The sequence below is a fragment of the Proteus sp. G2618 genome (assembly GCF_009915995.1).
Lineage (GTDB): Bacteria > Pseudomonadota > Gammaproteobacteria > Enterobacterales > Enterobacteriaceae > Proteus > Proteus terrae.
Genome location: NZ_JAABNI010000012.1, coordinates 90,248 through 109,991, shown reverse-complemented (window position 1 = coordinate 109,991; position 19,744 = coordinate 90,248). Strand labels below are relative to the sequence as shown.

General features: G+C 32.7%; 19 protein-coding genes. 6 read left to right on the top strand and 13 right to left on the bottom strand.

Annotated elements, in window-relative coordinates; genetic code table 11:
- The first annotated feature begins 197 nt into the window (after window positions 1-197).
- The 6 genes from GWJ01_RS05150 (at window position 198) to GWJ01_RS05125 (ending at window position 6,899) form a co-directional block, all read left to right on the top strand.
- Complete coding sequence (locus GWJ01_RS05150; protein WP_109402405.1) at window positions 198-1,229, top strand: iron ABC transporter substrate-binding protein; 1,032 nt, start codon at window positions 198-200, stop codon at window positions 1,227-1,229.
- Window positions 1,226-2,221: a FecCD family ABC transporter permease gene (locus GWJ01_RS05145; protein WP_109402406.1), complete on the top strand. Its 996-nt coding sequence runs from the start codon at window positions 1,226-1,228 to the stop codon at window positions 2,219-2,221. Before GWJ01_RS05150 ends, GWJ01_RS05145 begins: the two co-directional genes overlap by 4 nt.
- Window positions 2,221-3,015 carry an ABC transporter ATP-binding protein gene (locus GWJ01_RS05140; protein WP_109402407.1) on the top strand — a complete coding sequence of 265 codons (795 nt, stop codon included), beginning with the start codon at window positions 2,221-2,223 and terminating at the stop codon, window positions 3,013-3,015. Before GWJ01_RS05145 ends, GWJ01_RS05140 begins: the two co-directional genes overlap by 1 nt.
- Entirely contained in the window at window positions 3,002-3,826 is an 825-nt protein-coding gene (locus GWJ01_RS05135) for a class I SAM-dependent methyltransferase (protein ID WP_109402408.1), read from the top strand. Before GWJ01_RS05140 ends, GWJ01_RS05135 begins: the two co-directional genes overlap by 14 nt.
- Window positions 3,823-4,671 (top strand): ModD protein, encoded by an 849-nt coding sequence (modD, locus tag GWJ01_RS05130; protein ID WP_109402409.1) that lies wholly within the window; start codon window positions 3,823-3,825, stop codon window positions 4,669-4,671. Before GWJ01_RS05135 ends, modD begins: the two co-directional genes overlap by 4 nt.
- A gap of 275 nt (window positions 4,672-4,946) precedes the next feature.
- Window positions 4,947-6,899, top strand: a complete 1,953-nt coding sequence (locus GWJ01_RS05125; RefSeq protein ID WP_109402451.1) for a TonB-dependent receptor plug domain-containing protein — start codon at window positions 4,947-4,949, stop codon at window positions 6,897-6,899.
- A gap of 103 nt (window positions 6,900-7,002) precedes the next feature.
- Here GWJ01_RS05125 and GWJ01_RS05120 read toward each other — a convergent pair whose 3' ends face one another.
- The 13 genes from GWJ01_RS05120 to sctN all read right to left on the bottom strand — a co-directional run bounded on the left by GWJ01_RS05120 (window position 7,003) and on the right by sctN (window position 19,742).
- Complete coding sequence (locus tag GWJ01_RS05120; RefSeq protein WP_109402410.1) at window positions 7,003-8,043, bottom strand: IpaD/SipD/SspD family type III secretion system needle tip protein; 1,041 nt, start codon at window positions 8,041-8,043, stop codon at window positions 7,003-7,005.
- Window positions 8,044-8,173: 130 nt separating this feature from the next.
- Complete coding sequence (locus tag GWJ01_RS05115) at window positions 8,174-9,421, bottom strand: IpaD/SipD/SspD family type III secretion system needle tip protein (RefSeq protein WP_161710776.1); 1,248 nt, start codon at window positions 9,419-9,421, stop codon at window positions 8,174-8,176.
- Window positions 9,422-9,433: 12 nt separating this feature from the next.
- Window positions 9,434-10,258, bottom strand: coding sequence for a type III secretion protein (locus tag GWJ01_RS05110; RefSeq protein ID WP_161710775.1), 825 nt, complete (start codon window positions 10,256-10,258; stop codon window positions 9,434-9,436).
- A 27-nt stretch (window positions 10,259-10,285) separates the two neighbouring features.
- Window positions 10,286-12,484, bottom strand: a complete 2,199-nt coding sequence (gene sctE / locus GWJ01_RS05105; RefSeq protein ID WP_109402414.1) for a type III secretion system translocon subunit SctE — start codon at window positions 12,482-12,484, stop codon at window positions 10,286-10,288.
- A 1-nt stretch (window position 12,485) separates the two neighbouring features.
- The gene (locus tag GWJ01_RS05100; protein ID WP_161710774.1) at window positions 12,486-12,992 is read right to left on the bottom strand and encodes a SycD/LcrH family type III secretion system chaperone; all 507 of its coding nucleotides are present in this window, start codon (window positions 12,990-12,992) and stop codon (window positions 12,486-12,488) included.
- A gap of 146 nt (window positions 12,993-13,138) precedes the next feature.
- Window positions 13,139-14,203, bottom strand: a complete 1,065-nt coding sequence (locus GWJ01_RS05095) for an EscU/YscU/HrcU family type III secretion system export apparatus switch protein (protein ID WP_109402416.1) — start codon at window positions 14,201-14,203, stop codon at window positions 13,139-13,141.
- The gene (gene sctT, locus GWJ01_RS05090) at window positions 14,196-14,969 is read right to left on the bottom strand and encodes a type III secretion system export apparatus subunit SctT (protein WP_109402417.1); all 774 of its coding nucleotides are present in this window, start codon (window positions 14,967-14,969) and stop codon (window positions 14,196-14,198) included. The genes GWJ01_RS05095 and sctT overlap by 8 nt, the downstream gene beginning before the upstream one ends.
- A gap of 5 nt (window positions 14,970-14,974) precedes the next feature.
- Window positions 14,975-15,229, bottom strand: coding sequence for a type III secretion system export apparatus subunit SctS (gene sctS / locus GWJ01_RS05085; RefSeq protein ID WP_036934456.1), 255 nt, complete (start codon window positions 15,227-15,229; stop codon window positions 14,975-14,977).
- On the bottom strand, window positions 15,229-15,888 hold the full coding sequence (locus GWJ01_RS05080) for an EscR/YscR/HrcR family type III secretion system export apparatus protein (protein ID WP_109402418.1): 660 nt from the start codon (window positions 15,886-15,888) through the stop codon (window positions 15,229-15,231). The genes sctS and GWJ01_RS05080 overlap by 1 nt, the downstream gene beginning before the upstream one ends.
- A 4-nt stretch (window positions 15,889-15,892) precedes the next feature.
- Window positions 15,893-16,810: a FliM/FliN family flagellar motor switch protein gene (locus tag GWJ01_RS05075; protein WP_109402419.1), complete on the bottom strand. Its 918-nt coding sequence runs from the start codon at window positions 16,808-16,810 to the stop codon at window positions 15,893-15,895.
- A complete protein-coding gene (locus GWJ01_RS05070) occupies window positions 16,807-18,015 on the bottom strand; it encodes a hypothetical protein (protein WP_109402420.1) in 1,209 nt (402 codons plus the stop codon). Before GWJ01_RS05070 ends, GWJ01_RS05075 begins: the two co-directional genes overlap by 4 nt.
- The gene (locus GWJ01_RS05065; RefSeq protein ID WP_109402421.1) at window positions 17,993-18,457 is read right to left on the bottom strand and encodes a type III secretion protein; all 465 of its coding nucleotides are present in this window, start codon (window positions 18,455-18,457) and stop codon (window positions 17,993-17,995) included. The genes GWJ01_RS05070 and GWJ01_RS05065 overlap by 23 nt, the downstream gene beginning before the upstream one ends.
- Window positions 18,441-19,742 carry a type III secretion system ATPase SctN gene (gene sctN, locus GWJ01_RS05060; protein ID WP_109402422.1) on the bottom strand — a complete coding sequence of 434 codons (1,302 nt, stop codon included), beginning with the start codon at window positions 19,740-19,742 and terminating at the stop codon, window positions 18,441-18,443. The genes GWJ01_RS05065 and sctN overlap by 17 nt, the downstream gene beginning before the upstream one ends.
- Window positions 19,743-19,744 lie beyond the last annotated feature (2 nt).

Below are 19,744 nucleotides of genomic sequence, written 5' to 3'. Positions count from 1 at the left end.
ATACGCGCTTTAATTTTCCAAGAACGCTGATTATAGCCCTAGGTTATACACTATTTCGAATAAAGTTTTTCAGATGTGTACTTAGATTTGATTTTGACTGATGATCCCTTGACTTAAGCCAAAGGAAATATAGTATTCATCGCTATATAATAAATGAAACAACGATACCAATATAAAACAATAAACAGTGTGAACTTATGGCGATCCGTAGACGACAATTTCTAACTTACCTCACAACAATTGCGACATTATCAGCGCTTCCGCATTCTGTAAGAGCAGCAATAACCTCACGTATTGCAGCACAATTCGGTCATGTTCCAGCATCAACCGCGATCCATCGCGTAATAAGTGCAGGGCCTCCTACTGATCAATTGTTACTTGCATTAGCGCCTGAAAAATTATTGGGTTTTTCTTCACTTAATTTAGAAAAAAGCCCTTTGTTTTCAGATGAACTACGTAAATTACCGCGTTTAGGGCGCTTATCAGGACGAGGAAGTACACTCTCTTTAGAAGCTTTACTGACGTTAGAGCCAGATCTCATTATTGATAGTGGCAATGTCGATGAAACCTATCGTTCATTAGCGAAACGTGTTTCTGATCAAACGGGTGTACCTTATGTGTTAATTGATGGCACATTAAAAGATAGTCCAGCTCAGTTACGCCAAACAGGTGCTTTATTAGGTGTTACAGAAAGAGCAGAAACATTAGCGCTTATTGCAGAGCAATATCTTAGTGATGCTGCCTTATTTGCTTCTACACAAAAAACAAACCCTCGTTTTTACCTTGCGCGTGGTGCAAAAGGGTTACAAACAGGTGCAAGAAACTCTATCCATACCGAAGCGATTGAAACATTAGGCTTTGAAAACGTAGTAGATATTCCGAATTTCACTGGATTAACGGATGTTTCACCAGAGCAGCTTCTGATGTGGGATCCTGAAATTATCATCACACAAGATGAAAATGCCTATCAGCAAATTATGCAAGACTCTGTATGGAAAAGTATTCAAGCCGTTAAAAACAACAAAGTGCTACTGTTTAAAGGCTTACCATTTGGTTGGTTAGATGGTCCTCCGGGGATCAACCGTTTAATGGGAATGCGTCGCTTACAAAGCCATTTTGACGCTCGAATAGAAAAACAAGTCGCTCAAGATCTGCAAAATTACTTTGCTCATTTTTATCATACGCAATTAAGTGCTGAACTATGTCAGCAATTGCTGGGGTATTCATGAGTCAATCCGTACGCATCACGCTTTTATTTGCATTATTCTCCATCGTTACGTTAATTGCGATTACTAGTGGTAAGTATTCACTTACTGGTAACGAGCTGTGGACACTGGTAAGTAATAAATTAACGGGCAATATAGAGTATAACCGCACTGAAACTGTCTTCTGGCAAATAAGATTTCCCCGCGTTCTGGCGGCAATTTTAATTGGTGGAGGACTTGCGATTGCTGGAGCAGCTTATCAAGGCATGTTCCGTAATCCTTTGGTATCACCCGATATTCTCGGCGTTTCATCAGGTGCTGGAGTGGGTGCTGTATTCGGTATTTTTCTTGGGCAATCCATGTTGTCGATCCAGCTTTTTGCCTTTGCTGGCGGCTTAACAACAGTGGCCCTAGTCTACTTTATTGCGAGGCTTGCGAAACAACACGATCCGGTGCTTTCCCTTGTGTTGGTTGGTATTGCTATTAGTGCATTATGTGGCTCAGCAATCTCATTAATGAAAATTCTTGCTGATCCTTATACTCAATTGCCTTCCATTACCTTTTGGCTCTTAGGCGGGCTTTCGACCATTACTGCTTCTGATTTAGTTTCTGTCGCACCTTTAATGTTAGTTGGTTTTATTCCACTCATTTTATTACGCTGGCGTATGAATATTCTCAGTTTATCTGATGAAGAAGCCAGAGCATTAGGTTTAAACGTCGAAGTAACCCGACTTGTCTTTATTTTGTCAGCCACACTAATCACCGCAAGTGCGGTTTCTATCGCGGGTATTATTGGGTGGCTAGGCTTAATTGTTCCTCACATCGCAAGATTGTTAGTGGGCGCTAACTTTAGCCAACAACTTCCTGTTTCCTTACTTGTGGGAGCTATAATGTTGTTAATTACAGATACATTGGCTCGCACAATTGCCAATATTGAACTTCCACTAGGCATTTTAACATCTGCCATTGGTGCGCCATTCTTCTTAATGTTGTTACTTAGAACGAGGAAAGGCTGATGATCATTGCTAATGCAAAGCAACTCACCATTGGTTATAAAGGCAAAACCTTAATTAGAGATCTTACATTCCACATCGAACAAGGACAAATCATCTGCTTATTAGGTGCCAATGGCTGCGGTAAAACGACGCTAATGCGAACACTATTAGGGCTAATACCTTGTATTGATGGTGAGATCAATATTGCGGGAAAAACATTAAGTGAGTGGTCACCAACCGAACTTGCCAAAGTAGTTGCCTATGTTCCTCAAGCCACACATATCCCCTTTTCTTTTAATGTCATCGATATGGTTGTAATGGGGCGAGGTGCACATCTCTCCTTTTTCTCTATGCCTAGCTCGCAAGATAAAGCGATGGCAATGGGAACCTTAGAATTGCTCTCGCTTTCTCATCTTGCTCACCGAACTTTTGATACTTTAAGTGGTGGTGAAAAACAGATGGTTTTGATTGCTCGTGCTTTAGTGCAACAACCCAAGTTGCTGATCATGGATGAACCTGCTGCAAGCCTTGATTTCGGTAATCAAATCAAACTGCTTACCCAAGTTAAGGCACTAAAAGCTTTAGGGATCAGCGTTTTTATGTCTACACATCACCCTCAACATGCTGCCTCTTTGGCGGATGATGTTATTTTACTGACACCGCATACCCCTGTTTTGCAAAACAGCCCTGAAGTTTTGCTGACACCCGATAATTTAGCGCACCTTTATGGTGTACAACCAACAGATATTCAGGCGCATTTTCACGCCTACTCTGATAATAAAAATGACTATAGGCAAGAATATGAACACTATTGAAACCACAGATTTTGCTGAACTTTATAAAAACCACATGGTACAGGCTGAAAGAACCAAAAAAGAGCCTGAACATTGGGATAAACGTGCTGAAAAAATGGCAGAAACTTGTGCCAACCCTAATGATCCTTATTTAATAAAATTTCGTGAAATGATGGATTTTACGGGTGCTGAAACCCTATTAGATGTGGGTTGTGGCCCCGGCTCTATCAGCATTCATGTGGCAGATAAATTCAAAAAAACCATTGGGATTGATTACAGTACAGGTATGTTAGCTGTTGCTAAACGCAGAGCTGAGCAAGCAGGTATCAACCACGCTGAATTTATCACTTGCTCATGGGAAGATAGCTGGGACCAACTTCCTCAATGTGATATCGCCGTTGCTTCACGCTCAACATTAGTGATGGATTTACAAGCCGCACTCTTAAAACTGAATCGCCAAGCTAAATTACGTGTTTATACTACTCACACGGTTTCTCCAACCTTCGTTGACCAACGTATTATTCGCTTATTGGGTCGTGAGGTTCCTACGCTCCCAACGTACATTTATGCTGTGAATATGCTAAACCAAATGGGTATTCACCCTAAAGTAGATTATATCCGTAGCCGTAATTGCCAGAGTAATTTCAATAGCCTCGAGCAATTTATTGAAGGCATTAATTTCTCCGTAGGGCCTTTAAGCAAGGACGAAATTGTACGTCTAACTAATTACTATCATGAAAGTATTGAAAAAGGAGTTTCACTGATTTCACCAACTCGTGATTGGGCAATGGTTTCTTGGGATGTCGTTCCTGAAAGCGAGTTAAACCTATGATTTATTATCCTGATGCCTTTCTTGATAATTTATTGATGGAAGATATCCAATATGGCGATCTCACCAGTCGGGCACTCAATATTAGTGATCAGCTAGGTATAATGACATTTACACGTCGTGAACCCGGTTGTGTCAGTGGGATCACACTAGGTTGTCGTTTACTAGAAAAACTAGGATTGGTAGTAACAGCACATCTACAAGATGGTGATTTTGCCGATAAAGGCGATTGCTTAATCACCGCCGAAGGCCGTGCTGATGCACTACACCAAGGCTGGAAAGTTGTGCAAAACGTGCTTGAGTGGAGTTGTGGCGTGAGTGACTATATGGCAAGAATGCTAGAAATCTATCACCGTTATCAACCTAAAGGGCAAATTGCGTGTACACGTAAAAATATCCCTAATACAAAGTTACTAGCAACTCAAGCGGTACTTGCAGGTGGTGGTGTTATTCATCGCCAAGGTTGCTCTGAAACTATTTTACTCTTTGCTAATCATCGTCGATTTTTATCAGAGCCTGATAATTGGGCACAACACATTAAGCTGTTACGCCAAGCGGCGCCTGAAAAATGCATTGTTGTAGAAGCTGACGATATTGAACAAGCAAGAGAAGCGTTAAAAGCACAGCCTGATATTTTACAGCTCGATAAATTCTCAACTGAAGATATCTCACTGTTACAACAAGAAGCGCCTCAAATTGCACCTCATTGTCACTTATCTGTAGCTGGCGGTATTAACCTCAATACTATCGAGAAATATGCACAAACAGGCATTACCTTAATGGTAACGTCTGCGCCTTATTATGCATCACCGACAGATATTAAAGTTCGCCTTTATCCAAAAGATTAAATAAAAACAGCAATTTATTTGTAAGTGAGTATTTACATATTTAATCAACAATAAATAGAGACAACATCAACTCAATGTAAAAGAAGTTATAACAAGGGAATAGTTGTAGTGGCATAGAGGAACATCTTTGCTAAACATCTTTTGTTTGAGTCTGTTGCTTTATTTTATAACAAGACCGAGTACTAACACTTTGTTAGTACTCAATTTATTCATTTATTTTTACACATATCGTTATATAAAAGATTATATATAGATTGTAAATTGAGATTGGAATGATGAAATTAAAACCTCTATGCTACTGTTTATCTCTTGCTCTACTGCCTAGTATTGCACTTGCTGACACCACTTATGGGCAATCAACGCCTGATTTATTAACCGTTTGGAGTAGTCCTATCGCGGCAAACCCAGACGTGTTAACACAAGAGCAGATGCTTGAACAAAATAAAGTGAATGCGGCACAAGCCATTGCAACATTACCCGGTGTTGTTATGCAAAAATCTGGCAATCGTAATGAATACACCATTAAAGTACGTGGCTTTGATAGCCGCCAAGTACCTGTATTCTTTGATGGTATTCCAACGTATGTTCCTTATGATGGCAACTTAGACTTAGCGCGTTTTACCACTAACGATCTAGCCAGTATTGAAGTTAACAAAGGTTATACCTCATTACTACAAGGCCCTAACTTAATGGGTGGTGCAATTAATATCACTACGGCGACGCCTAAAAAACCATTAGAAGGAAGCATTGCTTATTCTCAAGGTTTTGCTCGTGGTGCTGATTATGCCCATAACATGAGTGCCCGTTTAGGAGCACGCAATGATCTAGGCTTTATTCAAATCAGTGGTAGTCAATTAAAACAACGCTTTACGCCAATTCCTGGTGCTGATGAAAATAATGCAGCTGCGGGTACTCATGGACGTCGTGATAATTCGGCAACTGATGATAAACGTGGCATGATCAAAGTGGGTTGGACACCACGCGCTTCTGACGAATATACCCTGACTTATGTAAAACAGGACGGTGAAAAAAATAGCCCACCAAATACTTCTGCTAATGCAAAAGGTAAATATAAATATTGGGCATGGCCAGATTACAACAAAGAGAGTTACTACTATAGCGGTATCACTCAAATCACTGATGGTATTAATCTGCAAAGCCGTGCATACCACGATAAGTTCGAAAATACCCTCTATATGTACCCTAAAAAAGGTAATACCGTAGACTATAGTCACTATGACGATTACAGCACCGGTGCTGCATTACAGTTAGGTATAGATACACGTGAAAGTGACCTCCTCTCTTTTGCTGCACACTGGAAAGATGACGTTCACCGTTCTCAAAAAGAAAAAAATGGTGATTGGATGCGTTATAAAGACAGAACATGGTCTTTAGCGACAGAATATCAATGGGCAGCTACTAATGATCTCGATTTAGTAGGTGCAATTAGCTACGACTGGCGTGACAGTGTTGATACTGATAAAGGGGCTGATGATAATAAGCAAACCGCCTTTAACTGGGAGATAATGGCTAAATATTCATTAGCCAATAATGATAACGTTCGTTTCTCTGTTTCTGATCGCAGCCGCTTCCCGACACAAAAAGAGCGTTACACCACTGAAAAACCAAAAGATGGATCAAAAGGAATTATCAATCCAGATTTAGATCCTGAACGTGCATTATCTTTCGACCTAACCTATGAAGGACACATTACAGATAAATGGGGTTACCAAACCAGCATTTACTATAACCGTATCAGTGATGCGATTATGGCACACACGGTTTATCGTAATGGCAAAGCATTCTTCCAAAACCAAAATAGCGGACGTGTTGACTATGTTGGTCTTGATTTAGGTACTAAAGGTAATGTGGTTGATTGGTTAGAGCTTGGCTTAAACTACAGCTATATTCATAGCGATCCAAAACAAGTAGCGCATGTTGAAGGTTTACCAAAACATAAAGCCTATATGTGGATGACATTTATTCCTGTTGAACAAGTCCGTTTTACCATTATCGAAGAAGCACAAGGTTGGACTTATAATCGCATTGATGAAAATGACAAGTTAGCAGGTTATGTAAAAACTGATCTTCGTTTAGATTATGAATTTGGTTATGGCGTTTCTGCTAATGCTTCTATTAATAACCTTTTTGATAAATCTTATGAATATACTCAAGGTTATATGGAAGATGGTCGTAATTACTGGTTAGGTGTAGAATATAAATTCTAATTTAAACCATTCGTTATAAAGTAAAGAGCTGATATTCATACTCTATCAGCTCGTTCTTATCCCTAAAATAAATTGACTTTCCATAAAATTACTTTATATAAAATTAAAATTTAAGAAATCCTCTTGCCATTTCTAATAATGTATTCATGGTACTACTCACTATTTTCACAAAATTATCATAGTTACTATTGGCTGCACTATATTTTTTGGAAAGTTCATCAAGATTTGTATTAACACCTTTTTCAAAGGCATCTAACGTTTTCTTCAATAAATCAAACTCAGTTTGTAATATATCATGCTCACCTTGCGGCATTTGTTTTAAATAATCAATTAATTTATCTAGCCCTGATAAATCTAATCCAACATTAAATAAAAAAGAAATATTAGGTCTAGTCGTTCCTGAATTATCATTTTTTTGTGATGTAATGCCTTTGATTTGACTCAGTAATTTATCTACTGCGTCCACAGCGTTATCAGCATCGGTATTACTTTCATAATAGACTTTTTCACCATTGATTATTCTAAAAAATCGGCCATCATCATCCTTATTAAAAAACATCCATACGCTAAAAAACCCAGGTTTATTCAACTTGCTTTTTAATACATTCAATTTATAAAGCAATTCATCAATATTTATATTGATATATCCATCTTTACTTCCAGCCTTAGTAGCATTACCTAATTCAGATAATATTTCTCTTAACTCTCTTACAAAATCCATATATTTAGAGAATATTTCTTTAAATACATCTAAGTAGTCATTTTTACCCACGGCAATGGATTGTTTTACATCATTAAAGAGATCATGCAATGAATCTGTTGGATAATTTTTCTTTAATTGAGCATTTTTTATATCTCGAGAGATATCATTAATTTCATCTAAACACTTTTTTTTATTAATATAATTTTTCACATAGTCTTCATCAAGAGAAAGATATTTTCCTTTTTGAGATTTATTTTCTAATTTTTTATTTTCTTTAGAATCATTAAGAAAAAAATATTGATACTCTCTTTTTATATACTCGAATAATAAACGAGAATTAATTAAAAATTCATCTTGATTACATTCTATTAAATTAGACAATTGAGAATTTAAGTATACTTTATTATTTTTAGAAAAATTACAATCAATAGTAGCATCCATAGCATTAACCTTCTTAATATTAATTAAATAAAGTAAGTCATTTTAAACAGGAATTTAAAATCACATACTGTGTTAGCATTATTGGACAATTTTCTCTAATAAATAATTTTTAATTTTAAATATATAAAATTTAGAATCGCAAAAAACCTTTTGCCATCTCTAGTAATGTATTAATTGTACTGCTGACAATTTTCACAAAGTTATCATAATTACTATTTGCTGAACTATATTTTTTAGAAAGTTCATCCAAATTAGTATTTATCTTTTTTTCTAAAGCATCAAGTGATTTTTTAAATAGATCAAATTCCGTTTGTAAGATATTTTTAAATCTCTTCTCATCTCTTTCTTTTTTTAATTTTTCTATATTTTCATTAGCATAGAATTCAGCTTGTTTTAGAATTGTTTTTTTATCCATATTAATAAAATTTAAAACCATTTTTGGATATTTATTAACATACTCATTTATAAAACCTTCTCTTTTACTTTCTATTTCATCATTCGTCATTTCTTTTTCTTTACTTATTTTATCATTAACTATATCTAAGATCTTATTTAATTCATTTAATGAAATATAATAAAAAAAATCCACATCAATATTATTCCACTCTGATAATAAATTTTCTTTTTTCGCTGGTATAATTCCTTTTACATCCATTAACAATTTACTTATTGCATTTAAAGCATGATCAACTTGCTTTTTATTTGAATAATTTATTTTATGATTATTTAAGTGTCTTATATAACTACCATCATACTGATATTCAAAAAACAATTTAGTGTTAAAAAATAATTTCTCTTTATTTTTTCTATTATATTCATTTTTAAAACTTTCTAATACTCTTGTGAATTCAATGAAATTAACAGCAATATACCCATCTTTTTTCCCTGCCTTGGTATATTTACTTAGTGATGTTATCGCCGTTCTTAATTCTCTTACATAATCCATATAATTAGAAAAAATAGATTTAAATACATCTAAATAATCATTTTTACCAACAATAATGGATTGTTTGACTTCATGAAAGAAATCACTCAATGAATCAGTAGGATAGTTATCATTAGAAAGTTTTTCTTTTATCAGTGGTGATAATTTATCTATGGAATTCAAACATTTTTTATTCCCAATAATATTTTTATTATATTGTTCAGAGAGAGAGATAAATATTTCTCTCTCTGTTTTTCCTTTTAAATCATTACATATCAGCCAGCTATTAAGATCAAAATTTTTATAATCTCGTCTTATATTTATAAGTAAACTTTCCATTTCATCGAAATTTTTTATTTTACGTTTAGGAATGGAAATACCATCACTCGTTGATAAAGATACTTCCAAATACTCAGCTATATTAGACATCCCTGAATCAATAGCTTTAGACATAAAATTATCCTCTTATACTTTTGAAGCAATAGCAGAAGCAACATCTTGCTGAGCATGAATAACAGCTTCAATAGCTTGTACTAAGGCTTTGATAATTTCAGTAACTTCTCTTTGCATTTCATTATTATTATTAATAACATGATTGTTAATACTTCCTCTCGCTTCTAATACTTTTTGTTTACCATCAAGTATGATCCCTTGAGACTGCATCGTTTGATCTGCAACTCTTGCCAAAGGATCTGCTGTTGTAGTCACTAGATTACCAGTAATCATAGTAGGGTTAGAGTGTCCTATTAGATTTTTTCCCATCCCTTTAATTGAAACAAATGCTCCCATACCATGTATTGCCATTGAAATACCTGCGCTAGTAATGGCTGCACCTACCATAATATTTGCTTTTTTATTTAAATTATCTTTTATTTGTTCTGCTATATTTAATTCTACATTCATTAACATAACACCCATTTCTCTAGATGCTTCAAACTTCTTAATCATTGCTTCTAAATATCTAACCATTAAATTAATTAATTTCATCATATCATCAGATAAAAAATCAAACGTTCCTAGGCTTTCAGTTTTAATATGATCATAAATATCATTATCATTATCTACTTCAAGTGATTTTAATATGTCTTTTATAGTGGGTGTTTTTACTTCTGGCTCTGACAAAATTGGTATTATATTTTCTTTTGTTTTTTCTATAAATTCTTTTACTTTAGGTTCAATTAATCTTTGTAACTGTTCTTCATTAAGAGAGTTTTTAGTCTCATTAATATCACTCGATTCTAATTTAGAGTTATTAAATAATTTAAAATCATTATTGACTTTCATATTCATATATAAACCTCGAAAAAATAGACTTTATTAAATAGATATATTTTTTATAATATCTGACTTTAATTTATTACTCACTGAAGATTTATCACTCATGCTTTTTAAAATCTCAGTTAAAGTATCAATATTTTCATGATAACTTTCCATTATCTTATCCATCAATTTTTGAATTAGATTTAATATGGCTTCCAACTTTTTACTATCTGCCATAGATTGCAAAATTTTTGCAGAAATAATGCTACTATAAATATTAACTGCATTTGTTGCCGTTGAGTTTACCAATTTAGAAATAACCACCGTACGATTTAACATGGTGATAGCTTTCTGTGAAATATCCTTAGTCAGTTGTTTATTAATTTTCTCCATTACTTCTTCAAGTGCTTGCACAATGATTTCTTTAATCATTTTTCCCATCATAGATTCTAATGCATCATGCAATATTCTTTTTAATGTATCTCTGAGTTGTTGATTAAATATTTTATTTGCAACATTGGTCATACCTTTCATTGCAGGACCAATTACAAAGCTTAATGCCATTGCAGCAACAAATAAAATAACAGTAATAGCTATTTTTAGTGCCATTTTCAGTTTTTCTTGAATTGAATTTTTCATCTCCTCAATCATTTTCTTATCTAAGCCCAATCCCTTTAATCCATCTATAGTGCTATTAATTACATCAGCTAAAAAATCAACAATGGAATCTATCGCTTTCATAATAGCTTCTGAAACAGGTGCCATTATTTCGTCCATAAACGATTTATCATGTATAGCTTGATATACTTCATCAGCGACAGTTAACGCCACATCAGCGACAAATAATGTTACCGCAACAGCCATTAATGCCATTGAAGCACCTGCTGTAAAAATAGAAGCAATACCTGCGACAAGTGCGAGTAATCCACCTAAAATTTTTAAACCAATGCCAGCCCAAAATTGAATCTCCTCTTGCTTTTTAATTTGAGCTTTTTGATCTTCTATTTTATCTTTTAATGTTTTTTCAGTGACTTCCTGCATTTCTTCAAAGAGTTTTTGCTCACTTTCAGTTCGCTGTAACATTACTTTTAATGTTAATTCTCTTGTTTTCGCCAACAAAAAAGTTAACAATGCCATTCCTGATAATGAGTCAGACATTATTTCAAGCTCTAATGCACTTTGTGAAAGCGTTAATGTTCTATAGGTATCTTTTATTTGTTCCAGCTTTTCTTTAATTGACTCATTTTCTTTCTTATTTATTAATGCTTTTAATTCTTCTCTATGTGACGTAATTTTATTTATCTTATCGTCGCTTATAGGCACGTTAGGCATATATTTAAAAGCTTCATCAAAAAAATCAGATAGTTTTCCATATAATTTATCTAATTCATCTAATGACATTTTTGAAAGATCATCAGGCAACTTCATAAATGGAAAAGCTTTTTCAAGTAACTTTTCCGTATCTTCTTTCGATTTAATATTTCCAGAGAGTAATTCTTTAATTAATGAGCTTGGGATATTGTTGTTTTTTAAAAACTTTTCAACTTCTGCTTCTGTTTTGAAATTATTATCTTTTAGCTGATTATAAATTTCCATCCAATAATCAACATAAGCATTTTTAGTATTTTTTACTTCATCTAAAACTGAATTAATTTGTTCTTTTAAACCATCAATGCCTTTAGATAGTTTATCTAACTTATCCAGATAGTACTCAAGTTTATCTGGATCTTTAATGTTATTTAAAACATTTTGATGGATCACATTTTGATAAGATAATTGTAAGAATAAAAAATCATAATCTTTACTTGTTTTATTATTTTCTAATTTAATTGGCTCTGAAGGTATAGGTAGTAATGATTTATTTTTATATGTATTTAATTTTCCCTCTACTTTTTTGTTATATAGATATTTCTCCTCACTAAGAATATTAAGTTTTTTGTTTCTTTTATTAACTTTATTTATCTCATTAAAATTTAATGTCTCATTATTATTTTCATTTTGTTCTGAAAAAACATTTATTTTATATTTAATATCATCTTTAATATTAATTCTTTGATTATTCTTTTTTTGCTCTAATGGCACACGAAGTGAAGGTGCTAAAAAATTATTTTCTTTTTCTTTGAATTGTGATGCGACAAGATGCTCACTTGCCGCATTAATTTGTTGTGCTTGCTGTACGTTATCTTTAGTAATTTTATCTATCTCTTTAGAAGTTAAAGGTGTAGATAATATTGTGTTATCATAAACCTTAATCATGCTATTCTTCCTTCTCGGTATTCAAAACAACAAGAGGCACATCTTTTAAAGATCCTAAGTAAACATCGGCTCTCTCTTTTATAGAGAGATCATTGATATTTTTTGACACCTGATCGAAACAATATTTAGCTTTTTCTTTTTCACCTAATGATAAATTACATTGCCCCGCATAAAAGACTGGTCTGTAATCATCCTTTGCATTCAAATAAGCTAATGCATAAAGATCAATGGCGACTTGATACTGTTTTTTTAATTGTTTAACCGCGGCGAGCCCCATAATATAGTCAACATTATAAAAATCGTAGAGGCATAAAAATTTAAAAATAGCTTCGGCTTCATCCAGTTTTCCTTTCTGGTAAAAGTCATATGCAAATGAATAAATTCCTTCCATAAATCCTTCTGGGATCGTGCTCTCATCCTTGAGTGAAGCCCCGTTTTGAGCAATAGAAACAATATAGCTTGCTAATTGATCAAGCTCTTTTTCTGACATTTTTTTATATGCTGACATGATGTTAATCCTTTCATCTATGATGAATAATTAATAATTAAATAATAATTTATTCATTATTTAATTTCTTTAATAAAACACACGCCTATATTTACAAATATAAATATATTATTTTTATAATTAAATTATGAATGCATTCAATGGATTTATTGGTGATTTATATAATCCATTTCCTCTCTTAATAATCCGTCAATCTCAATTCTCTTAAGCCAAATAAGAATATCCATGACATCTAATAGATCTTGATCTATCATTACTTCAAATAAATGATATTTATGATAAATTTTTCTCGCTAATTCAGGATAGCGAATAACGGGTATACCCACTTTCTTAGCATAAGCTTTCACGGCTAATGCTTTATCATTAATACAACTTAATGATACCAATGGCATGATGCCATTTTCGGGATCAAAATAAATACCTACTGCCACATGAGTAGGATTAACAATAACGGCTGATGAATCACGGATCACTTTTTTCATCGGCTCATCCAATAATTCTTGATGTAGCTGTCGGCGTGTTGATTTTATTTCAGGATCGCCTTCCATATTCTTATTTTCTTGCTTAACTTCATGTTTTTCCATCATCATATCTTTCATAAAAATAAAAAAATCAGCAATAATATTTAGAATAAGAATAGGTATTGAGAGAATAAAAAAAACAAATATAAAGCTAATGACAAGTGAACACCACTTATCAATAATAATATTTAAATTAGTACGATATAATATAAATATTTCAGAACCATGTAAAATAATAAAAACATAACAAGTCACTAAAAATATAACTATAAATAATAATGTTTTTAAAAAGTCTTTAACTGTTCTTATGCTAAATATTTTTTTAAATCCAGAGATAGGATTTATATGATTAAGATCCAGTTTAATAGCTTCAGTAGCAAGCTTAAAACGCGACTCAAATAAGGAAGGAATTGCTCCAGATAAAAAAGTAACAGCAAGTATTGGTAATATAATATCAAAGAATAATTTTGATATTACATTAATATAACTTTTTAGCGTAATATTTGTTGGATGAAGCAAAAGAGATTGATAAAAATGACTAAATTCATCTAAATTAACTTGATGAAATAAATACATAATACCAATAAGATAAACAAGCCCTGATGTTAATTCTTTACTTTTAAAACTTTGCCCTTTCTTTGCAGAATCATCGAGTTTTTTCTGGGTGGGTTTCTCTGTTTTTTCAGCCATGATAAATACTCATGAAAATAGTATAAAAATATCTATTATTAAAAAATTCATACAGCTCTGTTGTCATTGCTGAAGCAAAGAACAAAAGTAGAGATATAAATGCGATAATTCCTTTTATACATAATGACAGAGAAAAAGCATTTAATTGAGGGCAAAAGAGAGAATAAACACCCAACGCAACTTCACTTAAAAACATAATAATAAGAACTGGCGATACTAAAATAATTGCAGTGCGGATCATGTCATTCAGCCAATGACCAATAAAAGAATAACCAATCTCTTTATTAAAATAACCAAGTGGAAATACATCATAGCTATCTTTTATCGTACTCATTAATGAGGTTAGTCCTCCTACCGATAAAAAATAAGCCGCACAAAATAACCCAGTCAATGAAGCAAATTCAGAAGATTCAATTCCTGTTGTTGGATTAATTGTATCCCCGATACTCGCTCCTCTCTGGTTATCAACAAATTCACCAAAAGCAGATGCAATCCAAAAAGGTGTAGCAAACAGAAGTCCAATTAAGATCCCAAGAATTAACTCACTTAAAATTATTATTTCCCATGTATTTCTTATTTCATCAGTAATTAGAATACTTGGCTTGATTCCCATAGCAATATAAAAAATAATAATATACTTTAAAAGCTGGCTATTGAGTACCCGACTATTTAAAAAAGGAATAAAAAGAAAAGTAGGAAATAACCTAGCAACAAGGAGAAAGAGATCAACTAAATAAACCTGTATATACCCTAGCAGTATTAACATTTCATTTATCCTGCTAATCCTAACGTCATCATCTCTTTGGCATACACTAATATTTTATCACCCATCCAACCCATAGTAACTAACAGGCAAACAAAAACACCAACAAGCTTTACACCAAAAGGTAATGTTTGTTCCTGGACTTGGGTGATGGTTTGTAAAAGGCCTATTGCCAATCCGATAAATGTTGCTATTGCAATAGGTGCAGCTGAAAGTAATATCACTAAATAAACAGCTTTATTTGCAGCATAGACCATATCCATTATCTTACCGCCATGAGGTCAAGATATTGATTAATTAATCCCTTAGCCAGAAGAGTCCAACCATCCATAGCGATAAATAAAATTAATTTCAAAGGTACGGATAATGTAATTGGACTCATCATCATCATACCTAAAGCTAATAGAATGCAGGAAACGACCAAATCAATAACAATAAAAGGTAAATAGAGATAAAATCCAATGATAAAAGCAGATTTTATTTCACTTAATGCATAAGCGGGAAGCAACGATAATAACGAGTTTTCTATGTTTTCTTTATCACCATAACTATCAGGTCGATTACCTTGTGCTTGTTCAAAAAAATCTAATAATTCAGGCTCAGAATATTTGTATAAATATCGCTTGTATTCCACTAACGCATCATCTGAAAATTGTTCAAATGAATTCGGAGAAGTTATATCAATTGGATTTTCAATAAGATATTGATAGGTATTTTTTGCTATTGGCGTCATCACAAATAGAGCCATCATTAATGCAATCGCATTAAGCACCATATTTGAAGGTACTTGTTGAACCCCTAAAGCGTTACGAGTCATAACAAGCACAATAGAAAATTTTAAATAGCAAGTCCCAGCAGCAATGATGAAAGGTGCTAATGTGGCTAATGCTAATGTTAAAATGAGTGTTGTTGAACTTTCCATATCTTTAATCTTGCTTTAAATAAGCACGTTGAATTTCAACAGCAAATCGCTCACCAACTTTAATTAATTCCCCTTGAGCAATAGCAACGCCATTAGCAATTAATGTAATATGACGTAATGCATTATCAGGTAAAATAATTTGTTGTCCCGGTGTTAATTCTTCAATTTGTTCAAGTAACATCATTTTACTTGCAAGCAAAAAAGAGAGAGTCACTGGAATAGATTTAATCGCTTTTAGCTCTATATTTTTTTGTAATGTAATTTCCGTATCTTCAACTAACTCTTCATGTTCTGCTTCATTAGCAAATAACTTTTCATCTAAAGTCACAGTATTTTCTCCTTCTTGCCACCGATAACGCATCCATTTTTTTTCACCAATAATGAGTGAAAAATCCACGCTATCAATCAGCACGATATCGCCCAAAGAGAGCGTTTTTAATAATGAAAATGACATTGTGCTTTTGCCAAACTGATATTGAGCAATAGCACTAACTTTATTTTTTGATGACAATATCCATTCATAATATTGATCAAAGGAACTAATAAATATGTCACCAATTTCAGTATTAATAACGGGATAGCTAGATTTTTCTTGATCTCCTAAACAGATATTATCAACGATTAATGACACAGGCTCTTTCGAAAAAGGAAACAATATTTGTGAACATTTTTGTGAGAACAGTGTATAGAGATAAGCTTCCGGAATAAGCTCCCAATCTATTTTCTTCTCCGGATAAACTTTATCCATTACTTGACTAACTTCGACAATACCTGTAAATGAACCTAATGTATTATTACCCTTTATTTTAAAGTAATGAGCCGAAGAAATAGGTAACTGAGATGTATATAAAGATGATAAAATATTCATTAAATAGCTATCTTCTTTCTTGTTAATACTATTTTTAAGATCTAACTTTATCATTTATCATCTTCTTTATTTTCAGAAGAAGGATCTATCGCATTAATATGCCAGTGACTATTATCATTCTCTAATAAAAGAGATAATCGACCTTGATATTGGTTAAAATTTTCTAAAGAAGATTGATAAACTCGCCCAGTAGAAGCAATTAATTGGATCTTTTTGTCAATATCAAAATTCACTTTCATTTGATGAAATTCACTTCCCCATTTTTTAAAAACATAAGTAATACTAGGAGGCTGAGATACTACGGATACTTTTTTATAAAGAATACTAAAGGCGGGTATATCAAGTATTCTTTTAAAAGATGATGATCCTGATGAAGCTTGTTGAAATTCAGGTTTTATGTAACTAGCTGGGAGAATGCCACTTAGATTTTCTACATTTGAATTTCTATTTTCAACATCTTTTTTAATGGATTTGTTATTTATTTCTTTATTATTCTGATAGTTATCTTTTTCAAAGAGATTGTTATTTTCAACAATTAAATCATTTTTAGTATTTAATTTATTCTCTTCAATTTTTAATGTGATTTTATTTTTAATTTTTTTCGTTTTTAATTCATTAGGATAACGTTCATTTTCAATATGCTCATTAATTTTATTAGTCTCGTTTTGCTTCTCTGCTTTTTGATTAACTTTTTCGTCCTTTGCTCTATGAGTTAAATTATTAGGATTTATTTTTAATTCGTTTTTATCTGCAGAAATATCAGTTTTTTTTTCTTGCTTAGATTTTAAACTTATCGGTAGATTTAAATCATTTTCAATTATAACATTATTAGCGACATGATTTGGTTTATTTCCATAATGAAATAAGCTTTTTTTTTCTATTTTACATCCTTTTTCAAAGGAGCAAATTTGTGAATATATCTTTCTTTGAGTTAATAATAACCCCTCTATATTCAAATATTCACTTTCTTCTCTTTTTTCTTTTTTATCTTCTAATTCATCAACTGATTTATTAGAGTTTATTTTTGAAATTTCTTTTATATCAGTAGTTCTCTTATAATTAAGATTATGAAAAAAATCTAGTTTTTGTTTTATTTTACTAAACTCTTCAGAGGAAAATTTCTCTTTTTCAATATTCAACAACTCAACAACTATAGAGAATGGTGATGATTTTTTAGAAAAAGTAGATTTAACCTCATTACTTTGTTCATTTATTAAACATCTATTTAATATTAAATTATCTGTCTTTATGAATATCATACAACACCATCTCCTGAATTTCATTTTTTTCTAATCTTTCAATATATAACTCTTTTTCTAATGCTTTTCTTTCAAGATAACGCTTCATTTTATTTTGTTTTTTGATTACCACTTCTCTTTCTTTTTTTAAAAATAAACTCCCTTTTTTTAGCTTTTCTAATTGATGCTCTATTTCTTTAATTTGCGTAATAGATATATTTAACGAAGCTAGTACAATCGCTTGTTTACGTTTCTGTTGATTTAAAGAGAGCGTCGAATAACTTCCTGCTTTTTCATAAAATGGGATCTCTTTTTCTAATGCCGATGCCAGTGAGGCTTGTTCTTCTTTTTTAATTTCTGCTTCTTTTATTAATTTTTGATACTTTTGTTGTTCTTTCTCTATTCTTTGCTGGCGCTTTGCAATGGCATTTATCAAATATTGCTGATTAAGAGGTAAGCGCATAAAGTTGCTTTAGTGTTTGTTGATATTCTGCCTTTTCTTTAAATGACTGAATAAGAAAAGCCTCTATTGCTGATTGCTTATTGACGGCCATATCATTTAACTCATTCTCACCTACACGATATTCGCCCAATTCTTGTAATAATTTAATATCCTGCAAACGCATCAATATTTGTCTTATTTTTAATGCGGCTTTTTGTTGTTCAGTATCCGTTATTTGCTGAAAAATACGACTTACACTTCCTAAAATATCAATAGCTGGATAATGGCCTGAAGCAGCTATTTTTCGTGAAAGATAGATATGTCCATCAAGGATAGAACGGATTTCCTCACCGATGGCATCTGGTTCATCATCACTTTCGAGCAAGACAGTATAAAATGCCGTAATGGAGCCTTGATGAGTCACGCCTGGTCTTTCTAAAATTGCGGGTAATTTATCAAAGACAGAAGCAGGATAACCTTTACGAACAGGAAGTTCGCCCGCTGTAAGAGCTACATCTCTTAATGCTCTACAGTAACGCGTCATAGAATCAATAAATAATACGACGTTTTTACCTTGTTCTCTGAAATATTCAGCAACCGTAGTGGCAACTAATGCCGCATTACAACGTTCTATTGCAGGTTGATCGGAGGTAGAACAAATTAATACCGTTTTTTCACATCGTTTGTCTTTTTTTAATTCCTCGACGAATTCGGTAACTTCTCGGCCTCTTTCACCAATAAGTCCAATAACAAAAATATCAGCCTGAGAGAAACGGATAAACATGTTCATCAACATAGTCTTACCTGTTCCTGCACTGGCAAAGATCCCCATTCTCTGTCCTAATCCACAGCTTAATAAACCATCAACTGCTCGAACACCAGATTCAAATATTTCTGTGATAGGGCGACGATCACTAAATGAGGGAGGATGACCATCAATAGGCAAATATGAATAGAAGTTTTCCTCTACCATTTTTTTATCATTGAAGCGTAATAAATAATTACCTTTTATATCAATCATACTCCCTAAAATATTAGGGCTTAAAGCGACAGAAAATGCATTACCAGTTGGTACTACGATTATTTGCAAAGAATAACCTTGTGAGCTTCCCATCATACTTAAAATCGTAATACCGTTGCGAAAGCCAATTACAATCGCTTCACCAACGATTTCCCCATTAATAATAGAATCTTTTAATAGGCAAATTTCTCCAATAAATACACCATGCAACATCACTTCAAGAATATTGCCTTGTATTCGTATAGGATGAGCTGCATGATGAAATATTGAAAATACGTTATTCATTT